Below are 19,580 nucleotides of genomic sequence, written 5' to 3' on the forward strand. Positions count from 1 at the left end.
TGTTTGGCGAGGACACCAGTTTGGCAGTTAGGGGGTCGCCGTCGGGGTTGTCGTCGTTGGCTAATACTCCGGGGGCTGCCAGATTGAATACCTTGTCGTGGGGAATGCTGTAACTGTCTGGTTGTGCCCCTGGCGGAAAGTTAGTGACATTGAGGTTCACTGAAACCGGGGGAGACGGCGATACCCCGTCGCTGACGCTGTAAGTAAAGTTGTCTAGACCTGCAAAACCGGGATTGGGAGTGTAACTGAAGGAACCGTTGCTGTTAAAAACTACCTTGCCGTTGTTTGGCGAGGACACCAGTTTGGCAGTTAGGGGGTCGCCGTCGGGGTTGTCGTCGTTGGCTAATACTCCGGGGGCTAGCAGGCTGAATACCTTGTCGTGGGGAATGCTGTAACTGTCTGGTTGTGCCACTGGTTGCTGGTTGGTGACGTTAATGACGAAAGTGTGGGTAGCCGAAGTATCGATACCGCCGTTAGCTATACCACTCTTGTTTCTGAGGTTTAAACTAATGTTAGCACGGCAGATTGCAGCCCCCGGCGACGTAAAAATCAGTTGTCCTAAAGAGTCGATCGCGGGTGGTAGGGTGAATAAACCAGTATTGTCATTCCCTACCACTTGAAAGTTTACTGTTGCTGCCGGCGTAGGTAAAGCCAGACAGTCCACCTACGAGGGTTCCTCCAAAAGTTGTATTTGCCGGAAATCCTGATTGTCCCAAAAGTTGCAGACCGAACACAAATTGATAGGTGGCCATTGTTGCTGGGTCGATCGCCAACCCAGATGACACCGCTCCCGTTGTATAATCTAATTCCCAATCTCCGCCCATAGCCGAACTGCCGATCTAGAAGCAGCAATTTTTGCCTTGGTTAGCTGACTCAGTTGCTGCACAAAGTTAGCGCCCTTCTCCCCCGCCGCTACATCGCACCCGTACAGTAAAATCTCTCCACTGTCTGCCAGCGATCGCGACCAACGCTGCAATTGCTTAGCATAAGTTTTTAAATTTGTCAAGTTTAGATTGATCGCGCCTAGCAGCAAACTCGCGGGGCGACCGTGGGAGATGATATGAATACTTTTTATATTGCTGCGACTCGCTAGCGCTTCAGTAATTTGTGCTACTCCATCCCGCACCGCATCAAGAATAATTACTTCTGTCCCCGCTGCGATGCCGTTGCGGAGAGTTTGGGCATCTGGAACAGCAGAATCGAGAAAGGCGATCGAACTAAAAACTGAACTGATAAAATTTGGCATAATACACCTTTGGTTAGATGACGGTAGGAAAATTAAAGCGTATCGAGCTTAGCAAATTTAAAGATTAAATGTCATCAGTAAAATTAACAATCAAGACGAATACTAATTTTCCATGAACCTGCCACAGAGGCATCTTAATAGGGGCGGGTTTAGCCAATAATTCCTTTAAAAAACCGAAAATTCCGGTACAAAACCCGCCCTATCAAGGTTCGATCGCCAAAACTTCTTCAGCAACCAATCCTTTCTGAATAGCGAGCACTGCTGCTTGAGTGCGATCGCGCACTTCTAACTTTTGCAAAATCGCGTGTACGTGAACTCGCACTGTCCCCGGAGCAATGCACAATATTTGTGCAATTTCCTGATTGCTTTTTCCCGCCGCAACTAAAGCTAATATTTCCTGTTCTCGCTTCGTCAGCGGATTCTCTAAAAGTTCCGATTTCAACCCATTTTTCACAGGTTCGGGATTAGCAAAAACCGCCCGAATTTCCGCAGTCGCGGCCTGATCCCACCACGAAGCGCCCGCCGCCACCGATCGAATTGCCAACACCAAAGTTTCCGCTGCAATTCCTTTTAGACAATAGCCCTGAGCACCCGCACCAATCAATCTTTCAATTAAGGATTTTTGCGAATGAGAAGTTAAGATTAAAATGGGAATTGTTGGATGTCGCTGTTTAATTTGGCGGCACGCTTCAATACCCCCAATTCCCGGCAAACCGACATCGAGAACCACCACATCGGGCAAGTGTTCCTGAGTCAGTTCTACTGCTGTTTCGCCATCTTCTGCCTCGGCAATTACTTGCAAGCAACTTTCTTGCTGCAAGCGCGTTTGCAGCCCCAACCGAAACAGTTCGTCGTCTTCAACTAGGAGAATTCGCAATGGATAAGCTGGTTTCATTTCTCTGGGATAGCAGGGAGTCGGAATCCAAACAAAGCGCCGTGTGGCAATTTATTTTCTGCCCAAATTATACCGCCGTGCGCCTCAATAATTTGGCGAGATAAGTATAAGCCTAATCCCGATCCTTTGGCTTGCCGATCGCCGTTTCCTTGATAAAAACGTTCAAACAAGCGGGGCAGTTCCTCTGCAGTAATTCCTAACCCGCTGTCAATAACTTTCACCACCTGATAACTTGAATAAAATTCCATCACCACTTCTACTTTACCGCCGCGAGGAGAATGGTTAATTCCGTTTGTTAACAAATTAGCAAAAACGCGCTGAAGTTGCACTGCATCGCCGTTTACCCACAAAGAGCGGCGGAAATCTGACTCTCCGTAACTCATATTAATGTAAACCCGGCGCGCTGCCGATAAATCTATCAGGGTGGCAATTACTTCTTCTGCCAAAGCAACTAAATTTACGGGCGCAAGTTGCAGTTTTAAACCTTCGGCATCGTTGCGGTAAACATCCAGCAGCGTTTCTACTAATTGTAGAGACATTTTGTGCGATCGCGCCATTGTTTCGAGAACTTTTTGCTGACTGGCGGTGACATTCCCAAATTTTGCTGACTGAAAAGCTTTAATTGTTTCGATCGCCCCTAGCATCGGCGTTTTTAAGTCGTGACTCAAAGTAGAGACAAAATCTTCTCGGATGCTGGCTAGCTGCTGCTGCGACTGCAACTCAGCTTTAGCGATCGCGATCGCCTCTTGGTACTGCTGGTTGCGATCGCTCAAATATCCCGTCACCCCTAAAGCCATGACTGCGATCGATCTATTTGCAACTGTCGCTAGGGCGATCGTTTCTCCAGGAGGAACAAACAAATTTAACAGCGTCAAAGCTACTGCTACCAGCGTAATCTGTAACTTACCCAACCGACTCAAGCGCGAATTTGCCAGTAAAATCGGCCCTGTGTACAAATACCCAAACAGATACTCCGATGGCGTAGTAAATTCCAGCACTACAACGATCGCAAATAAACTTGCGATCGACCACATCCCCCGCAAATAATTCTCTTGAATTGCCTGGTTGTCTGTGATTTTCAATAAGCTGTTTAACATCCTTTATCCATCCATTTTATATTTTATATTTACACTCTACTCTCTGCCTTATTCCTGCGGTTTTTCATCGCCGAAATTTGTCTCCTGTGACGCAAAAGCAAGCGTTTAGATAACATCTATATCTGCAAGCATAGATACTGCTAAATATTTAAACATTTGTCTCTCCGTGAAAACATATAGCAGCTAAGCATAAGGGGTAAACGGCAACTTATACCTGCGGGCTGATTATCAAAAATCCTAACGGCAAGTATATTGATTTTTAAAAGCAGATTGCACTTTTAAGGAAGTATTGGCTCAGTTATGCTTGAAGGATTAATTCAAATCGCATTAACGCTAATCATTGTAGTAGCGATCGCCCCTATTTTTGGTAATTACATGGCGCGGGTGTACATGGGAGAACCAACCATTCTCGACCCCGCTATTAAACCTCTAGAACAACTCATCTATAAAGCCAGCAATATCCGGTCTATAAATTCGATGACAGGTTGGCAATATGCGCGATCGCTACTGTACAGCAATGCAGCAATGGGCATATTTGTTTTCCTAATTTTCATGCTTCAAGGAGTGCTGCCTTTAAATGCCACCAGCTTAACTGCCCCAACCTGGGATACTGCGCTGCACACAACTATTTCATTCCTCACCAATACCGACCAACAGCATTACTCCGGCGAGACAACATTCACTTATTTATCCCAGTTAACTCTGGGTTTTTTAATGTTTACCTCAGCCGCTACCGGTTTAGCAGTAGGTATTGCTTTTATCCGGGGATTAACAGGTCGTCCATTGGGCAACTTTTACATCGATTTAATTCAATCAATCACCCGAATTCTGCTACCCCTTTCTTTAATAATTGCCTTACTTTTGCTAATATCGGGAGTGCCAGAAACCCTAGCAGGGCCGGCAGTAGCCCGTACATTAGAAGGCGGCACGCAAATCATTGCTCGCGGCCCAGTAGCTCACTTTGAAAGCATCAAACAACTGGGAGAAAATGGTGGCGGATTTTTTGCCATTAACTCGGCTCATCCTTTTGAAAATCCCAACCCTTTTACAAATCTGCTGGAAACACTAGCAATGGTTTCTATACCAACAGCTATGATTCACACCTACGGCAGATTTGCCAACAACAAAAAGCAGGGATGGCTGATTTTTTGGATGGTGTTTGCCATCTACGTTATCTTGATTGGCATTGCAGCATTTGGCGAGTACGGTGGCAACCCTCAAATTAATAATTTATTGGGCACGCAACAACCAAATTTAGAAGGCAAAGAAGTTAGATTTGGCTGGGCCGAGACTGCACTGTGGGCGGTGACTACGACTGGGACAATGTGCGGCGCTGTCAACGGGATGCACGATTCTTTAATGCCTCCCGGTGGTTTTGCTACTCTGTTTAATTTGTTTCTGCAAATCGTTTGGGGCGGACAAGGAACGGGAACTGCTTACTTGTTTATTTACTCCATTTTGAGCGTGTTTCTCACCGGATTAATGGTGGGGAGAACGCCGGAGTTTTTAGGACGAAAGATTGAAAAACGAGAAATTGTTTTAGCAAGCGTTGTTTTGTTAATTCACCCGATCGCAGTTTTAATCCCTGGTGCAATTACCCTCGCCTTTACCGACAGTTTGAGTGGCATCAGCAACCCGGGATTTCACGGCATTTCCCAGGTGATGTACGAATACGCTTCGGCTGCAGCCAACAACGGTTCTGGCTTGGAAGGATTGGCCGACTCTCAACCCGCGCTGACCGGACTTTGGTGGAATTTAAGCACCTGTTTTAGCCTGCTGTTGGGGCGCTACGTACCAATTATTGCCCTACTGCTTTTAGCTGACAGCATGACGAACAAACAACTGGTTCCCGAAACAACGGGTACTCTCAGAACAGATTCAGTTTTGTTCACCAGTGTAACCGCAGGAGTAATTATAATTCTGGGCGCGCTGACATTTTTCCCAGTCCTAGCTTTAGGGCCAATTGCCGAAGGATATGAAATTACCAGTGGCAAGTTTGAACCTGCATCGATAACTGCACCCACAACACCTTTAGCAACACCAACTCCTCCACCTCAGTAGCAAAAATCCTCAACCTCACTCTTTTCTTTCTCTGTGTTCTCTGTGTTCTCTGTGGTTCATTAAAAATCCCCAATCGATATGGCTTCTTCCAATACTCCTGATTCCCCAAAAAAACCTGCTAGAGGCTCTCGCGAATCTCGCAAGCACACGCCAAAAGCAAATACAAAAGGTCTTTATCAAAGAGCTTTTAAACAAGCTTTTGTCAAGCTAAACCCACGGGTGATGCTGAAAAATCCGGTGATGTTTGTGGTGTGGGTTGGCACAATTGTGACTGCATTATTAACGATCGACCCGACGCTGTTCGGCCCGGTTCCCGGCGAAAATCAGAGAGTTTTCAACGGTTTAGTCACGTTTATTTTGTTCTTTACTTTGGTATTTGCTAATTTTGCTGAAGCGATAGCAGAAGGGCGCGGGAAAGCGCAAGCAGATGCCCTGCGATCGACCAAAGCCGACACAACAGCCCGGAAACTCCTACCAGACGGTTCAATTCAAGAAGTTAGTTCGACATCCCTGAGACGCGGCGACCAAATTAAAGTGATCGCAGGCGATGTCATTCCTGCCGACGGCGAAGTGATCGCAGGTGTCGCATCTGTAGACGAATCTGCGATCACCGGGGAATCCGCACCGGTGCTCAAGGAACCGGGTTCGGACATCGCCAGTTCCGTTACCGGCGGGACGCGCATCCTTTCCGACGAACTGACGCTGCGGGTGATGGCAGATCCGGGTAAGGGGTTTTTGGACAGGATGATCGCGCTGGTAGAGGGCGCAGAACGCTCGAAAACGCCGAACGAGATCGCGCTGACGGTGCTGCTAGCGGTGCTGACTCTGGTGTTTTTGATTGTGGTATCGACGATTCCGCCGATCGCAAATTATGTGAAAACTCCCGTGGGCGTGGTGACGCTGATTTCGCTGCTGGTGGCGCTGATTCCAACAACCATTGGAGGTTTGCTGAGCGCGATCGGCATTGCGGGCATGGATCGCGTCGCTCAGTTTAACGTGATAGCGACCTCTGGACGCGCCGTGGAGGCTTGCGGCGACGTGAATACGCTGATTTTGGACAAAACGGGCACGATCACGCTGGGGAACCGTTTAGCCGAGGAATTCATTCCGGTTAACGGTCACTCCCTGCAAGAAGTGGCGCAGGTAGCCTTGGATGGAAGCGTGTTTGACGATACTCCAGAGGGAAAGTCGATCGTCCGTTTGGCTCAGAATTTGGGCGCACAGGTGGATTTCGATCGCACCAACGCCACTGGGCTGGATTTTTCCGCAAAAACGCGGATGTCTGGCACGGATTTGCCCGATGGGACGGAGGTTCGCAAGGGTGCGGTTGATGCGGTGAAGGGTTTTGTTCGATCGCGCGGCGGCAATTTCGGGCCGGATCTTGATGCAGCTTACGAGCGAGTTTCCCGCTTGGGAGGGACACCCTTAGCTGTTTGTCAAGGCAGCGACACCTACGGCATTATCTATTTAAAAGATGTCATCAAACCGGGAATTCGCGATCGATTTGACCAACTGCGAAAAATGGGAATTCGCACCATTATGCTCACCGGAGATAACCGAATTACAGCATCAGTAATTGCCGATGAAGCAGGCGTTGACGACTTCATTGCCGAAGCCACTCCCGAAGACAAAATCGACGTAATTCGCAAGCAACAAGCCGAAGGCAAATTAGTCGCAATGACAGGAGACGGAACCAACGACGCACCCGCACTAGCCCAGGCAAACGTAGGACTCGCGATGAATTCGGGAACCCAAGCAGCGAAGGAAGCAGCGAACATGGTGGACTTAGATTCAGACCCCACAAAACTAATTGATTTAGTTACAATTGGCAAACAATTGCTGATTACTCGCGGCGCGCTGACCACATTTTCCCTAGCCAACGATATCGCTAAATATTTTGCAATTATTCCGGCAATATTTTCCCCTGTTGGCACTTTAAACGTCATGGGTTTAGCCAGCGGTCAATCCGCAGTTTTGTCGGCATTAATTTACAATGCTTTGATTATTCCCGCTTTGATTCCACTAGCATTAACTGGTGTAAAGTTTAGACCCTTGACTGCAAATCAACTGTTGCAGCGGAATATTTTAATCTACGGATTGGGCGGAGCAGTCGCGCCGTTTATCGCCATCAAAGTTATTGATGTTTTGATTACCGCCGTTGGGCTAGCATAGATCGGGAAAGCATGACAAGGATTTTGATACGGATACACGGATTAATCTCGTTCCCCGGCAGAGCCGGGCAACGCAGATCCAGAGGCTCTGCCTCAATTTTTCCCAAACAATTATCCAATAGAAAGACAGATATTTATTCCCAAAATAAGGAGAATTTATGAAACGGAATAATTTGCTAAATGATATTTTTTCCAGAGATTTCCCAGAAATTATTGAGTTAGCGCAAATGCTTTGGCAGCGCCGCCCAATCCCGGTGCAGCTATTTCTAGTAATGTGTTTCAATGCTATAGTTGCCCCCGCTGTATACGCTGCTGCAGGTGAAGATTTGACCCGAAAAGCTGTCTGGGGTTTAAGTCTCCTAGGTTTGGTGATTATCGCCCTTTCTATTTACTTGTTCGTAGTCATTTTTCAGCCGGAAAGATTTTAGTCAATAATTAACCCTTACCAAATAACCGAGCGAGGTAATTTATGAGAGAAATAATTAGAGCCATTCGCCTTACCCTGGTTTTATGGGGACTTACAGCCATTGTTTACCCTTTAATCTTGCTAGTAATCGGCCAAATTGCCTTCAACTCCCAGGCAAACGGCAGCTTAATTACCCAGCAAGGAGTTGTAGTTGGCTCTGCTTTAATCGGTCAGTCTTTCTCCTCAGAAAGATATTTTTGGGGTCGTCCCAGCACAACAAATTACAGCAGCTTTGCGACCGAAAATTACGATTCGACAAAGGCAGAAAATTTAAGTCAAAGAACAGGTATTTCGGGAGCTAGCAACCTTGCCCCCAGCAACTCGGATTTGCTGAAGCGAGGTAATGAAAAAGAGGGTTTTCAAGGGGTACAAGTTGAATTAGATCTCCTCAACAAAGCTGGTATCAAACCGACTGCAGATTTAGTCTACACCTCTGGTTCTAGCCTCGACCCGCACATTAGCTTAGAGGCAGCTCGATCGCAAATTCAGCGGATAGCAACGGTGCGATCGCTCAATCTCAATCAAGTAGAAATGTTGGTAGCTAAAAATACAGAGGGCAGATTTCTGGGCATTTTCGGTGAACCGGGAGTTAACGTCCTGCAACTGAATTTGGCTCTCGACGGTTTACAATAGTTGACAGTCAGTAGTCATTAGTCAGTAGTCATTAGTCAGTAGTCATTAGTTATTTGTTACTTGTAGCAACTGACAATCGCTAACTGAAAACTGACAATCGCTAACTGACAACTGACAACTGACAACTGACCACTCACTACTCAGCTATGATTCACTCTAGCGAACTTACCAACAATCCAGACGCGGTTTATGCCCAACCTCACCGCACTTACGATCGCACCCCCCGCCGGGGAAAGCACAAAATATTTATCGGCATGGCTCCCGGTGTCGGCAAAACGTTCCGAATGCTGGAAGAAGGACACAGGCTCAAATCTGAAGGCATTGATGTGGTAATTGGACTGTTAGAAACTCACGGGCGGAAAGAGACAGCAGCTAAAGCAGAAGGATTGGAAATAGTACCCAAAAAACAAATGCGACGCGGCGAAAAAATGCTCACCGAAATGGATATGGATGCTGTCATAGAACGCCGTCCTCAATTAGCATTAATAGACGAACTCGCTCATACAAACATTCCAGGTTCTCTGCGAGAAAAACGATATCAAGATGTCGAACAAATTCTGAATGCTGGAATTGATGTTTTCTCCACCCTCAACATTCAGCACATAGAAAGTCTCAACGATTTAGTAGCTCGAATTACCGGAGTTGTAGTGCGAGAGCGAGTGCCCGATCGCGTCCTCGAAGATGCGGACGAAATAGTCGTTGTCGATGTCACGCCGGAAACTTTAGAAGAAAGGTTGCTAGAAGGCAAAATTTATGCTGCCGAAAAAATTGAACAATCTTTAGAAAACTTTTTTCAGCGCCGTCATTTAATCGCTTTGCGAGAACTAGCCCTGCGAGAAGTCGCAGACAATGTGGAAGATGATGCTGCAACTTTAAAAGGTCAATCTTGCAACATTCACGAACGAGTTTTAGTGTGCATCTCGACTTATCCGAACTCCTTGCAACTGCTGCGGCGGGGCGCGAGGATTGCTAGCTACATGAATGCTCCATTTTATGCTGTATTTGTCAACGATCCAGACCGATTTTTAACAAAAGCAGAAAGCTTGCACGTTGAAACTTGTGAGAAACTATGTCAAGAATTTAAGGGGCTATTTTTGCGGGTAAACGGCACTAATATAGCAAAAGCGATTTCGGAGGTAGCTAAACAGTATCGCATTACTCAAATTGTGATCGGCGAAAGCCAGCAATCCCGCTGGCATTTGCTGCTGCGGGGTTCTTTGACTCAACAGTTAGTGCGATCGCTCAAACACGTAGATTTGCACATCATTGCTACTGAAAAAAGTCAGTAGTCAGTTGTTAGTTCTTAGTCAGTTGTTAATTGTTAGTTCTTAGTGGTCAGTAGTCAATTGTTAGTTGTTAGTTATTTAGCATAACAACTGCAACTTTCGGAGGATAGGAGGCTCTAGCTGATGGTGGATGCCCCAGAAGCTTTTATCTGTAAAAATCGCACTTGGTATACCTGATTAAAAGTGCGATCGCTATGGTGGATATTTACATTCTCGAGTTGCTAGCTATTGGCATCCTCCTGCTGAGCGTCACCTTGGGTTCCGGATGGATTTCGCGATTCCCTGTATCTTATGCCTTAATTTATCTACTTGTCGGTATCGGATTGGGTCCCTACGGCTCTAAGCTGATTAACTTGCGTCCCGAAGCTGAATTTTTAGAAAGACTTACAGAATTTGTAGTTATTGTTTCTCTGTTTAGTTGTGGCTTAAAAATGAACCGCCCGTTGCAATTTTGGGCTTGGAATTCCACATTGCGGCTGATCGGTTTTTTAATGCCCATTTCTATTTTCGCGGTAGCCGGTGTGGGTCATTGGTGTGTGAAATTAGATTGGGGTCCGGCGATTTTACTAGGAGCAATTCTCGCTCCCACCGATCCAGTTTTAGCCTCAGAAGTTCAGTTGGCTAATCTAGACGATCGCGATGAACTGCGCTTTGGTTTAACCTCGGAAGGCGGTTTGAACGATGCTTTAGCTTTTCCCTTTGTTTATTTCGGCATTTATTCGCTAAAAGATGACAATTGGCCGAACTGGTTTTCGCAGTGGGTAGCAGTTGACTTGATTTGGGCGATCGCCGCAGGTATCGTTATGGGAATTTTAATAGCTAAAGCCGTCACCTGGATCGATCGCCGACTCCAACGCTATCAACCGGCAGATCAATTAATGGAAGATTTCATTGCTCTCAGCACAATTCTGATTACATATTCTCTCACAGAAGTAGTCAACGGCTACGGATTTCTCGCAGTTTTTGTAGCAGGCATTGTCGTGCAGCGGAGTTACCGCAACCCAGAAAAGCCGCTTTCCCAACTGCACTTTACCGAGCGCATAGAAAAGTTAATGGAAGTAGCAACTATTTTACTATTAGGTTCGCTCCTCCGCATAGAACCTATCTTGGCTTATGGAGGCTACTCTCTCTTAGTAGCTGGATTGTTAATTTTTTTAATCCGGCCTGTGGGAGCTTGGATTAGTACGATCGGCAGTCCTTTACATCCCGCCAACCGCTTACTTTACGGTTGGTTCGGCATTCGTGGTGTCGGTTCTATCTATTATCTTACCTATGCTTTCGGTCATGGTTTGAAAGGCGAAACCGCCGAAAAAATTGCCTGGATTACTTTTACAACCATCGTAATTTCTGTGGTTCTGCACGGCATTACTTCCACCCCGTTAATGAACTGGTACGAGCGCCGAATCAAACCTAAAGTACCGGATTTAATTTAATTCATAGTCCTAGACGCATAAATACCTTTAGAAACTGGGTTTTTCGCTTCTATTAAAGATTAACCATGCAGTCTCTTCCTAAAAAAAAACTGGTTTCTGCGTCCAGGACTAATTGAGTTAGGTGTGTGACTTTGAGTTCTTCAATTACCAGTGAGATGATTGAGAGTCACGCACCCTACTAAATCTTAATTCTCGATCGCCCCCAAAGCGCACAGGGTTGCTTTCTGTACCTGAGTTATGCCCTCACTCTGAAGTTGACATCTCTCGGCATTGCCACGCATCCTACAGACGTTAAGGGACCAGAGGAGACTCGAACTCGAAAGCGCCGATGTCAATAATTCCCCCGCTAACGCGATTAAAAGGAGAGATACCCCGCTGGTCGTAAAAGGGAGGACCGATAAAAGGTCCAGACGTTAAAACAAAAGCTGGGTCGCCACCATTAATAGCGGGACTAGCCCGTTGCAGTGCCAAAGTCTGAGTCGAACCGCCGTTATCTGCCAGGGGGTTTAGTAGGGGGTCAATAGGTGCAGCAGCAGTGCCAACTTGATCGCCAACAGCAGTAAAACCCGTGCTGCCAGTACCGTCGCCAATTAAGTTGTAGCCACCGCTGGCGAAGCTGCCGAAAACGTCAGGGTCAGTGGTGGCACTGTTGAGAGCGATGATAGTATTTTTGACATTCACCGTGCCGCCGTTCCATATACCACCGCCACTTGCAGGGGAAGACAACGAGGGAAATGATGGCACACTGTTGGAGGGGTTTGCTTTGTTGCCGGAGAGAGTGCTGTTTGTCAGCGTTACCGTGCCAGCTTTGTTATAGATGCCAGCACCCCTGCTACCTGCGTTGGTTGCTGTGTTTCCAGAGAGAGTGCTGTTCGTCACCTCTACTGTGCCGTTATCGTTATAAATGCCACCACCAAACAAACCATTTTCAAAAAAACCACCCACAGTGTTACCAGAAAGAGTGCTGTTCGTCACTTTGACTGTGCCACCCTCACGGTTATAAATGCCACCACCACTGCCACCGCCCGCATCGTTGCCAGAAAGAGTGCTGCTTGTCACCTCCACAGTACCGCCTTGGTTAGAGATGGCAGCACCATTTACTCCTGCCGGAACCCCTAGGGTAAAACGCACTCCAACGTTGCCAGAGAAAGTGCTGTTTGCTACTTTGACTGTGCCTAGGCCATTGTTAGAGATGCCACCGCCATTGGTAGCGCGGTTGCCTGAGAAAGTGCCGTTCGTCACGTTTACTGTGCCGCTATTGTTTGAGATGGCACCGCCTCTGCTTGGTGCGAAGCCACTGTTGCCTGAGAAAATGCTGTTAGTCAAATTTACTGTGCCACCCTCATTGTGGATGCCACCACCACTGGGGATGGGATTCAAATTGGGGTTAAAGAAATTGCTCAAACGGTTGTTAGAGAAAGTGCTGTTGGTCGCATTTACTGTGCCGCCATTGTTGTAGATGCCACCACCCCTGCCACCTGTCACAGTGTCACCTGTCACAGTGTTGTTAGAGAGAGTGCTGTTGGTCACATTGACTGTGCCACCGTCGTTATAGATGCCGGCGCCGTCTCTTGTATAACCATTGGCGATGGTTAATCCATCAAAAGTCGCACTGACTCCACTGTTTACCTTGAAAATCCGGTAAATTCCGCCCGTATCCAGCCGTACTGTCAAGTTGCTAGAACCAGTGTTATTAGTAATAGTGACATCGCCACTAATCTCAGGTAATACTCCTGTGAGATTGATTGTCTGTGGCCCGGCTGGCAGATTGAAAGTAATAGTATCATTCCCAGTAAAAGCGTTAGCATTCAGCAGTGCTTGTCGAAACGAACCTTCTGCCAGACTGTAGTCTATCAGGCTGTCATTGCTATTGACAACTACAGTATCATTGGCTGCGATCGCGACAGTAGTATTGTTTTGGTTAGCATCAACTTGGTAATTCCCATCTGCTAGTTTCAGCTTCAGCGTCTCCTGTGCCTCAGCATGGATATCATCGACAGCCATGAGGCTCACATCTACAAAATTTTGTCCCTCCGGGATGGTGACAGTGACATTTGAACTGTTGACAGAAAAGCCACCACCGCTGAGGGTGTAGTCGCTAGGTTTAGTTGGATTGTTGCTACTACCGTCTATTGCTAGGTTGACTGTTAAGTTGCCGCCACCCTCACCCGTGCGACTGATGCGAAAAGTGGCTGGATTGTTGCCTGTTTCTGATGCTGCCTCATCTATAGCAGCGATGCTGACCGTTGGCAAAATGTCATCGTTAATAATAGTGAAGCTAGCAGTTTGCTGACTTCCTAAAATTCCCCTGCCTACTGGATTAACTAATTTCAAATTAATCTCTTCGTCTGGTTCGAAAATCGTATCTCCCACAAGAGGAATTGATACTGTTTTGGATTCTTCGCCGCTGGCAAAGTTGATAGTAACTGGCAGATTGTTAATGTAGTCTTCGGTAACAGTAGCTGTGGAAGTTGTATCTAGTTCCACTTGAACGCTGACTGCCCCTTCGGTGCTGCCAGTGCGTTGAACTGTGGCGACTATTTCGGAAGTGCCACTCGGGCCCTCGTCGGCCCTGTAGCTAGAGGTGCTGAATTCTAAGATACTGGGGGTTGATGTTGAGGTAACTGGAGCGAGTGAGGTGGTGAAATTGGCGGCTCCGATACTGCTGCTGTTAATACCTTTTAAAATAGCGAGATATTCGCCTGTCACGTTATCTCGAACGATCGTATCTCTGGCAAAATCGCCTGTTCCTTGAGAGATATTCAAGTCTTGAAATTGCAAGCCTCCATCGAGTCCTATTAAGTCTGTACCCAGGCTAAAGTCGGTAATCAAGTCCGCATTGGCAAGAGTAGAACTGCCGGTATTAACCGAATTATTTTGTACTCGGCTGATGACAAAAATGTCGTCACCATCGCCACCGCTTAAAGTATCGGCACCGCTATCTCCAAATAGGACATCATTGCCTTCATTTCCAGATAGCAAATCATTTTCTTTGCCGCCGCGCACAACATCGTTTCCCTCCCCTCCTTCGAGGGTATCATTACCGTTATCGCCAAACACCCAATCCTCGTTGGCGTCGCTTTGAACCTTGTCACTATCTTTGCCGCCGTAGAGGGTATCATTGGCTTGGTTGCCCAAGATGTAGTCATTACCTTGGTTGCCAAAGATTCGATCGTCTCCTTCTGCGCCAAACAGGGTATCATCGCCTTGTTTGCCCGAGAGTGAGTTACTTCCAGGAAAGCCAATTAAAACATCGTTGTTGGGGGTACCTTCAAGTGTAGCCATTTTTTTGATAGATGCTAAGTGATGGTTGTGGCTCTAGCGTGGATCTCGCGGGTTGGGCGAAGCGATCGCGATTTCCATCGCGCGCGTAGTGCGATATTGCAAATTAGAATTTATGACGCTGCCAATATTATTAAGTTTCGCAGTTGGGCTGCCCAAAGGAAGTGCGTAGGCTTTACTATCTACTACTGTTTTGTTTAGCGATTAAACTGGTTTCATTCAGCCCGCGTCAAGGTGCGATCGATCAACTTTACCTCATCCTATCGGTAACAAAATTTATTGTCTCGCGCTGTTGAAAAAAAATCAGAGCGAGCTCGCGAGCGACTGCAACGAAATTTCAAGCATTAGGAAGCCTTCTTCACCACGTTGACAGGGCTGACTGGTTTCACCCCAACTAATAAAGCGAGTTCCCGCCACTTCCAATAACAGTCTGCATCGGTAAAACCAATTTCTCTAAACCACCGCAGTTGCGTTTCCACATCCAGCAATTTATTAGACGGATCGTCTGGCGAATCGCTAATACCAATTGCTTCTCGAAATTTATCATGCAAAGCGGGAGTTGGTGACGCTACGTGCTCCAAATTGCAAAAAATGCCTCCGGGCTCCAAAAGCTCGAAAATCTCGGTGTAAAGCGAACGTTTGCGATCGTCTGCTACATGATGGATTGCAAAACTAGAAACAACCGCATCAAACTTGCCTAAATCCGGCAGCGATTCGTCAAAATTGTGTTCGATTATAGTGACATTCTGGTCATCAGCAAAGCGAATTCTGGCTTTTTCCAGCATTGTCGGCGAAAAGTCGATCGCCACACATTCAACATTTGGTCGATCGCACTTAAGCAGACCCAGCAATCGCCCGTCTCCCGTGCCCACATCCAGAATTCGCTTCACATTTTTCGGGACTTCCTCCAACAAAACCGCTTCACCTTCAGTGCGGTGAGGAATTCCATCAGCTTTAGCAAGATACCACAAAGCGTGTTCCGCAGAAGTCCAAAGATTCACTTGACTCATAAATTTTTAATCCTCATAAAGCTCGCCATTTTTACGAGTAAAAATCCAACTGTTCCCGTTAGCTTTCGCAATTAGATCGTCATCTGGGTAATTAGCTGAATCACCAGAAGTGCGATCGCCAATTTCGAGATAAACAACATCTGCATCTGAACGGTTGACTAAATGATGCCCATCTCCATCACCTGCCGGAAAACCCGCCGCCATACCCGGTTTCAGCACTTGCTCTCCCGAATTTGTAATCAGAGTAACTTCCCCTTCCAGAACATAGATTAACTCATCTTGCCGGGTGTGCCAATGTCGGAGAGCAGAACAACTTCCCGGCGCAAGTCTCACCAAATTCACCCCAAAATTCTGCAATCCGGCAGCATTGCCCAAGCGTTTTTTAACTCTTCCCGCAACAACCGATTGAAATTGCTGAGGGTACTTGGAACCCGTAATTTCCGGCACATTTTCAGGATTGATAATCATATAATAGTCCTGGTAGCAGTTGTCAATTCTCTCTTCATTCTCTTCCTTCGCGTCCTACACGACGAAAGCGGTTCATTTTTCTGTTTTTATTATTACAAAACACGCTTAAATTCAAGATAAATACAATTTTATAGCACTTACCAGATCCCCGCTACTCTCGCCTCCCACCTCCGACAGTTCCCCCAACTCATTAAGAATGTGTTATAAATATTGAGATTCATTAAGAAATATTGCTCAAATGCTCGTTTCCCCCTCCGGCGTCAGCAAACTCAAAGAATCTTTAAAAGAAAAAGTATTCTTTGGGAATGAGCCAACCCCCGAACTCATAGCCATCTTACTGATTTACTTCGTCCAAGGCATTCTCGGACTCGCCCGCTTAGCCGTCAGCTTCTTCCTCAAAGACGAACTAGGCATGAGTCCGGCCGAAGTCTCCGCCATGCTGGGCGTCGTCGCCCTACCTTGGATTATCAAACCCGTGTTCGGCTTCATGTCGGACGGCTTGCCGATATTCGGCTACCGCAGACGCCCTTACATCGTCCTCTCCGGGCTGCTGGGAACCTTAGCATGGGTGAGCCTCGCAACAATTGTACACACACCGCTTGCCGCTACAGGCGCGATCGCCCTGAGTTCCCTCTCCCTCGCCGTCAGCGACGTAATCGCCGACTCCCTGGTAGTCGAAAGGGCCAGAAAAGAATCAGTTACCGACGCCGGTTCCCTGCAATCCTTGTCTTGGGGCGCTTCAGCCCTTGGCGGACTAATTACCGCCTACCTCAGCGGTTCCCTGCTGCAACACTTCAGCACCCACACAATATTTTTAATCACCGCATCTTTCCCGCTAATTGTATCAGCAACAGCTTGGTTAATTGCCGAAGAAAAAACCAACAAAAGAACAGACTTTGAAACAGTCAAAGACCAATTCAAACAACTACGACAAGCTGTTACCCAAAAAACAATTTGGCTGCCCACCGCCTTTCTCTTCCTCTGGCAAGCCACCCCAAGCTCAGACTCCGCCTTCTTCTTTTTCACCACCAACGAATTAGGCTTTCAACCAGAATTTCTCGGCCGAGTGCGCCTCGTTACCAGCATTGCAGCCCTCGCCGGCATCTGGCTGTTTCAACGCTTCCTCAAAACAGTTCCATTTCGAGTAATTTTTGGCTGGTCAACCGTCCTTGCGGCTGCTTTGGGCATGACTACTTTATTATTAGTAACTCATGCCAACCGAGCTTTAGGAATTGACGATCAATGGTTCAGCATCGGAGACAGCCTGATCCTGACAGTAATCGGACAAATTGCTTATATGCCGGTGCTCGTACTCTCCGCCAGATTGTGTCCCCCAGGCGTCGAAGCAACTTTATTTGCCGTGTTAATGTCAGTCACCAACTTAGCAGGACTTATTTCCCACGAAGGCGGCGCACTTTTGACCCACTTGCTAGGAATTACGGATCGCAATTTCGATAACCTCTGGCTGCTAATTGTCATCACAAACCTCTCCACACTTCTGCCCCTACCCTTCTTAAATTGGCTGCCCGCCGATAGTACAGAAAGCGCCGATCCAAATTCTCAAAAGTCTCTTCCCGTATTAGAACCAGAAATCGGCAGTTCCAAACCAGGCGGACAGCATTTCATGCCCGAATACTTTCCCGACTTAGTACCGACAGTAAGGTCACAAAGCCGCACCGCAGACAGCAAATAAACGCAGGCACACACGGATTTTGACACGGATACACGGATGAATTTAACTGTGTTTCCCAATTCTCCGATTTTCCTTCTCTCTGCGCCCTCTGTGTTCTCTGCGGTTAAATCAATAAAAGCTTATTCTACCAATGCCAAACTTACAGATTTCTCAACCTCAAACCGCAGCTCAAAACGTATCATACGATCGCACAGACTGGCAGCGCGGTTACGAATCCCAACCCAACGAATCCGACTACTGGATTGACGACATAGAAGGCGAAATCCCCGCCGGCTTGCAAGGCACATTCTTTCGCAACGGGCCCGGATTATTGGATATCAACGGCCAGCGCATCCACCACCCGTTTGACGGTGACGGGATGGTTTGTGCGATCGCAATATCCGAAGGCCGCGCCCATTTCCGCAACCGATTCATACACACAGAAGGCTATCTCGCCGAACAAGAAGCCGGAAAAATCCTCCACCGAGGCGTTTTCGGCACACAGAAGCCAGGGGGCTGGCTAGCCAACATCTTTGATGTCAAAATCAAAAACATTGCCAATACCAACATCATTTATTGGGGCGACAAACTGCTAGCACTTTGGGAAGCCGCACAGCCCTACAGACTCGACCCCCGCACCCTAGAAACACTCGGCTTAGATACTCTAGACAGCATCTTGGAACCCGGTGAAGCCTTCGCCGCCCACCCCAGAATTGAAAAAGGGAAAAATGGCAAAGGAGACAGATTAGTAAACTTTTCTGTCAAGCCCGGTTTGTCGAGTACCATCACGATTTACGAACTCGACGAAAGTGGCAAACTTTTGCAGCGTCATGCCCATGCAATACCGGGTTTTGCCTTCCTGCACGACATGGTAATTACCCCGAATTACTGTATATTCTTCCAAAATCCCGTCAGCTTCAATCCTCTACCATTCGTGTTAGGATTGCGGAGTGCCTCCCAGTGCATTAAATTTTCGCCAAACAAGCCAACGCAAGCAATTTTAATTCCCCGCAACGGCACTGACGAGGTAAAGATATTAGAAACCGAACCTTGTTTTGTCTTCCACCACTGCAACGCATGGGAAGAAGGAGATGAAGTTTTTGTAGATTCAGTTTGTTACGAATCATTTCCAACTGTAGAAGCGGACGGCGATTTTCGCGAGGTTGATTTTGAAAGCGTTCCAGCGGGGGAATTGTGGCGCTTTAAGTTAAATTTGCAAGACAAAACGGTACAGCATCAAGTTGTTGAAACTCGGTGCTGCGAGTTTCCGACTCTGCATCCCAATAATGTGGGACAGCCTTACCGATATCTTTATATCGGTGCTGCTGATGCTCCCACGGGAAATGCTCCTTTGCAAGCTATCCTCAAAATAGATTTCGTGACGGGTGAAAGGCAAATTTGGAGTGCGGCACCACGCGGTTTTGCGGGGGAACCGGTGTTTGTTACCCGTCCCGATGCTGTGGCTGAGGATGACGGCTGGCTGCTGCTTTTAATGTATGATGCAGCTAATCATCGATCGACCTTAGTGATTTTAGATGCTCGCGATATTACCAAAGGCCCGGTAGCGCGCTTGCGTTTAAAACAGCACATTCCCTACGGTTTGCACGGAAGTTTCACACCAAATGTACTGCTTCCTATCGGTTCGTAGTTCGGCTACTATGGGCGGGCAGGATGCCCACCCCACAAAAAAGAAAATTGAACTCTTTAGGAACAGGCATCTTGCCTGTTCCTAAACAAGTAATTGAGAATGGTCTAATATCTCACTTTTAACCGAATTTAGCTATGAGCCAGGGGTTTACACCCCGGGCTGACTGACTGCGGAGAGTGCGGGAAATACTAACAACAATTTACACAGAAAAA

14 protein-coding genes and 1 pseudogene are annotated in these 19,580 nt (G+C 47.2%); 8 read left to right on the plus strand and 7 right to left on the minus strand.

Annotated elements, in window-relative coordinates:
- The 4 genes and pseudogenes from QUA10_RS06320 to QUA10_RS06340 form a co-directional block, all read right to left on the minus strand.
- Positions 1–616 (minus strand): Ig-like domain-containing protein (locus tag QUA10_RS06320; RefSeq protein WP_333086200.1); only part of this gene is annotated, 616 nt, incomplete at its 3' end.
- Positions 603–1,246 (minus strand): annotated as a pseudogene (locus QUA10_RS06330) (DUF4347 domain-containing protein). The pseudogene QUA10_RS06330 and the gene QUA10_RS06320, both read right to left, overlap by 14 nt.
- Before the next feature lie 202 nt (positions 1,247–1,448).
- Positions 1,449–2,141, minus strand: a complete 693-nt coding sequence (locus QUA10_RS06335) for a response regulator transcription factor (RefSeq protein WP_333081800.1) — start codon at positions 2,139–2,141, stop codon at positions 1,449–1,451.
- On the minus strand, positions 2,138–3,238 hold the full coding sequence (locus QUA10_RS06340) for a HAMP domain-containing sensor histidine kinase (protein ID WP_333081799.1): 1,101 nt from the start codon (positions 3,236–3,238) through the stop codon (positions 2,138–2,140). Before QUA10_RS06340 ends, QUA10_RS06335 begins: the two co-directional genes overlap by 4 nt.
- A gap of 300 nt (positions 3,239–3,538) precedes the next feature.
- On the opposite strand from QUA10_RS06340, the gene kdpA reads away from it, so the two are divergent.
- From kdpA to QUA10_RS06370, 6 genes are all read left to right on the plus strand, one after another.
- A complete protein-coding gene (kdpA, locus tag QUA10_RS06345; RefSeq protein ID WP_333081798.1) occupies positions 3,539–5,299 on the plus strand; it encodes a potassium-transporting ATPase subunit KdpA in 1,761 nt (586 codons plus the stop codon).
- A gap of 78 nt (positions 5,300–5,377) precedes the next feature.
- Positions 5,378–7,471 (plus strand): potassium-transporting ATPase subunit KdpB, encoded by a 2,094-nt coding sequence (gene kdpB, locus QUA10_RS06350; RefSeq protein ID WP_333081797.1) that lies wholly within the window; start codon positions 5,378–5,380, stop codon positions 7,469–7,471.
- 157 nt (positions 7,472–7,628) lie between these two features.
- Positions 7,629–7,898 (plus strand): K(+)-transporting ATPase subunit F, encoded by a 270-nt coding sequence (gene kdpF / locus QUA10_RS06355; protein ID WP_333081796.1) that lies wholly within the window; start codon positions 7,629–7,631, stop codon positions 7,896–7,898.
- Positions 7,899–7,939: 41 nt separating this feature from the next.
- Positions 7,940–8,569, plus strand: coding sequence for a K(+)-transporting ATPase subunit C (kdpC, locus tag QUA10_RS06360; protein WP_333081795.1), 630 nt, complete (start codon positions 7,940–7,942; stop codon positions 8,567–8,569).
- 146 nt (positions 8,570–8,715) lie between these two features.
- The gene (locus QUA10_RS06365) at positions 8,716–9,858 is read left to right on the plus strand and encodes a universal stress protein (protein ID WP_333081794.1); all 1,143 of its coding nucleotides are present in this window, start codon (positions 8,716–8,718) and stop codon (positions 9,856–9,858) included.
- Between the two features lie 161 nt (positions 9,859–10,019).
- Positions 10,020–11,288 carry a sodium:proton antiporter gene (locus tag QUA10_RS06370; RefSeq protein ID WP_333081793.1) on the plus strand — a complete coding sequence of 423 codons (1,269 nt, stop codon included), beginning with the start codon at positions 10,020–10,022 and terminating at the stop codon, positions 11,286–11,288.
- Between the two features lie 291 nt (positions 11,289–11,579).
- On the opposite strand, the gene QUA10_RS06375 is transcribed toward QUA10_RS06370, so the two are convergent.
- From QUA10_RS06375 to QUA10_RS06385, 3 genes are all read right to left on the minus strand, one after another.
- A complete protein-coding gene (locus QUA10_RS06375; protein WP_333086203.1) occupies positions 11,580–14,573 on the minus strand; it encodes a choice-of-anchor Q domain-containing protein in 2,994 nt (997 codons plus the stop codon).
- A 341-nt stretch (positions 14,574–14,914) separates the two neighbouring features.
- A complete protein-coding gene (locus QUA10_RS06380; RefSeq protein WP_333081791.1) occupies positions 14,915–15,580 on the minus strand; it encodes a class I SAM-dependent methyltransferase in 666 nt (221 codons plus the stop codon).
- Positions 15,581–15,586: 6 nt separating this feature from the next.
- On the minus strand, positions 15,587–16,048 hold the full coding sequence (locus QUA10_RS06385) for a cupin domain-containing protein (protein WP_333081790.1): 462 nt from the start codon (positions 16,046–16,048) through the stop codon (positions 15,587–15,589).
- A gap of 238 nt (positions 16,049–16,286) precedes the next feature.
- Between QUA10_RS06385 and QUA10_RS06390 the strand changes: the two genes are divergently transcribed.
- Both QUA10_RS06390 and QUA10_RS06395 read left to right on the plus strand, forming a co-directional pair.
- Positions 16,287–17,741, plus strand: a complete 1,455-nt coding sequence (locus QUA10_RS06390) for a folate/biopterin family MFS transporter (RefSeq protein WP_333081789.1) — start codon at positions 16,287–16,289, stop codon at positions 17,739–17,741.
- Positions 17,742–17,871: 130 nt separating this feature from the next.
- Complete coding sequence (locus tag QUA10_RS06395) at positions 17,872–19,368, plus strand: carotenoid oxygenase family protein (protein ID WP_333081788.1); 1,497 nt, start codon at positions 17,872–17,874, stop codon at positions 19,366–19,368.
- The last annotated feature ends 212 nt before the right edge of the window (positions 19,369–19,580 follow it).

It is taken from the genome of Microcoleus sp. Pol8_D6 (genome assembly GCF_036700965.1).
Classification (GTDB): domain Bacteria; phylum Cyanobacteriota; class Cyanobacteriia; order Cyanobacteriales; family Microcoleaceae; genus Microcoleus.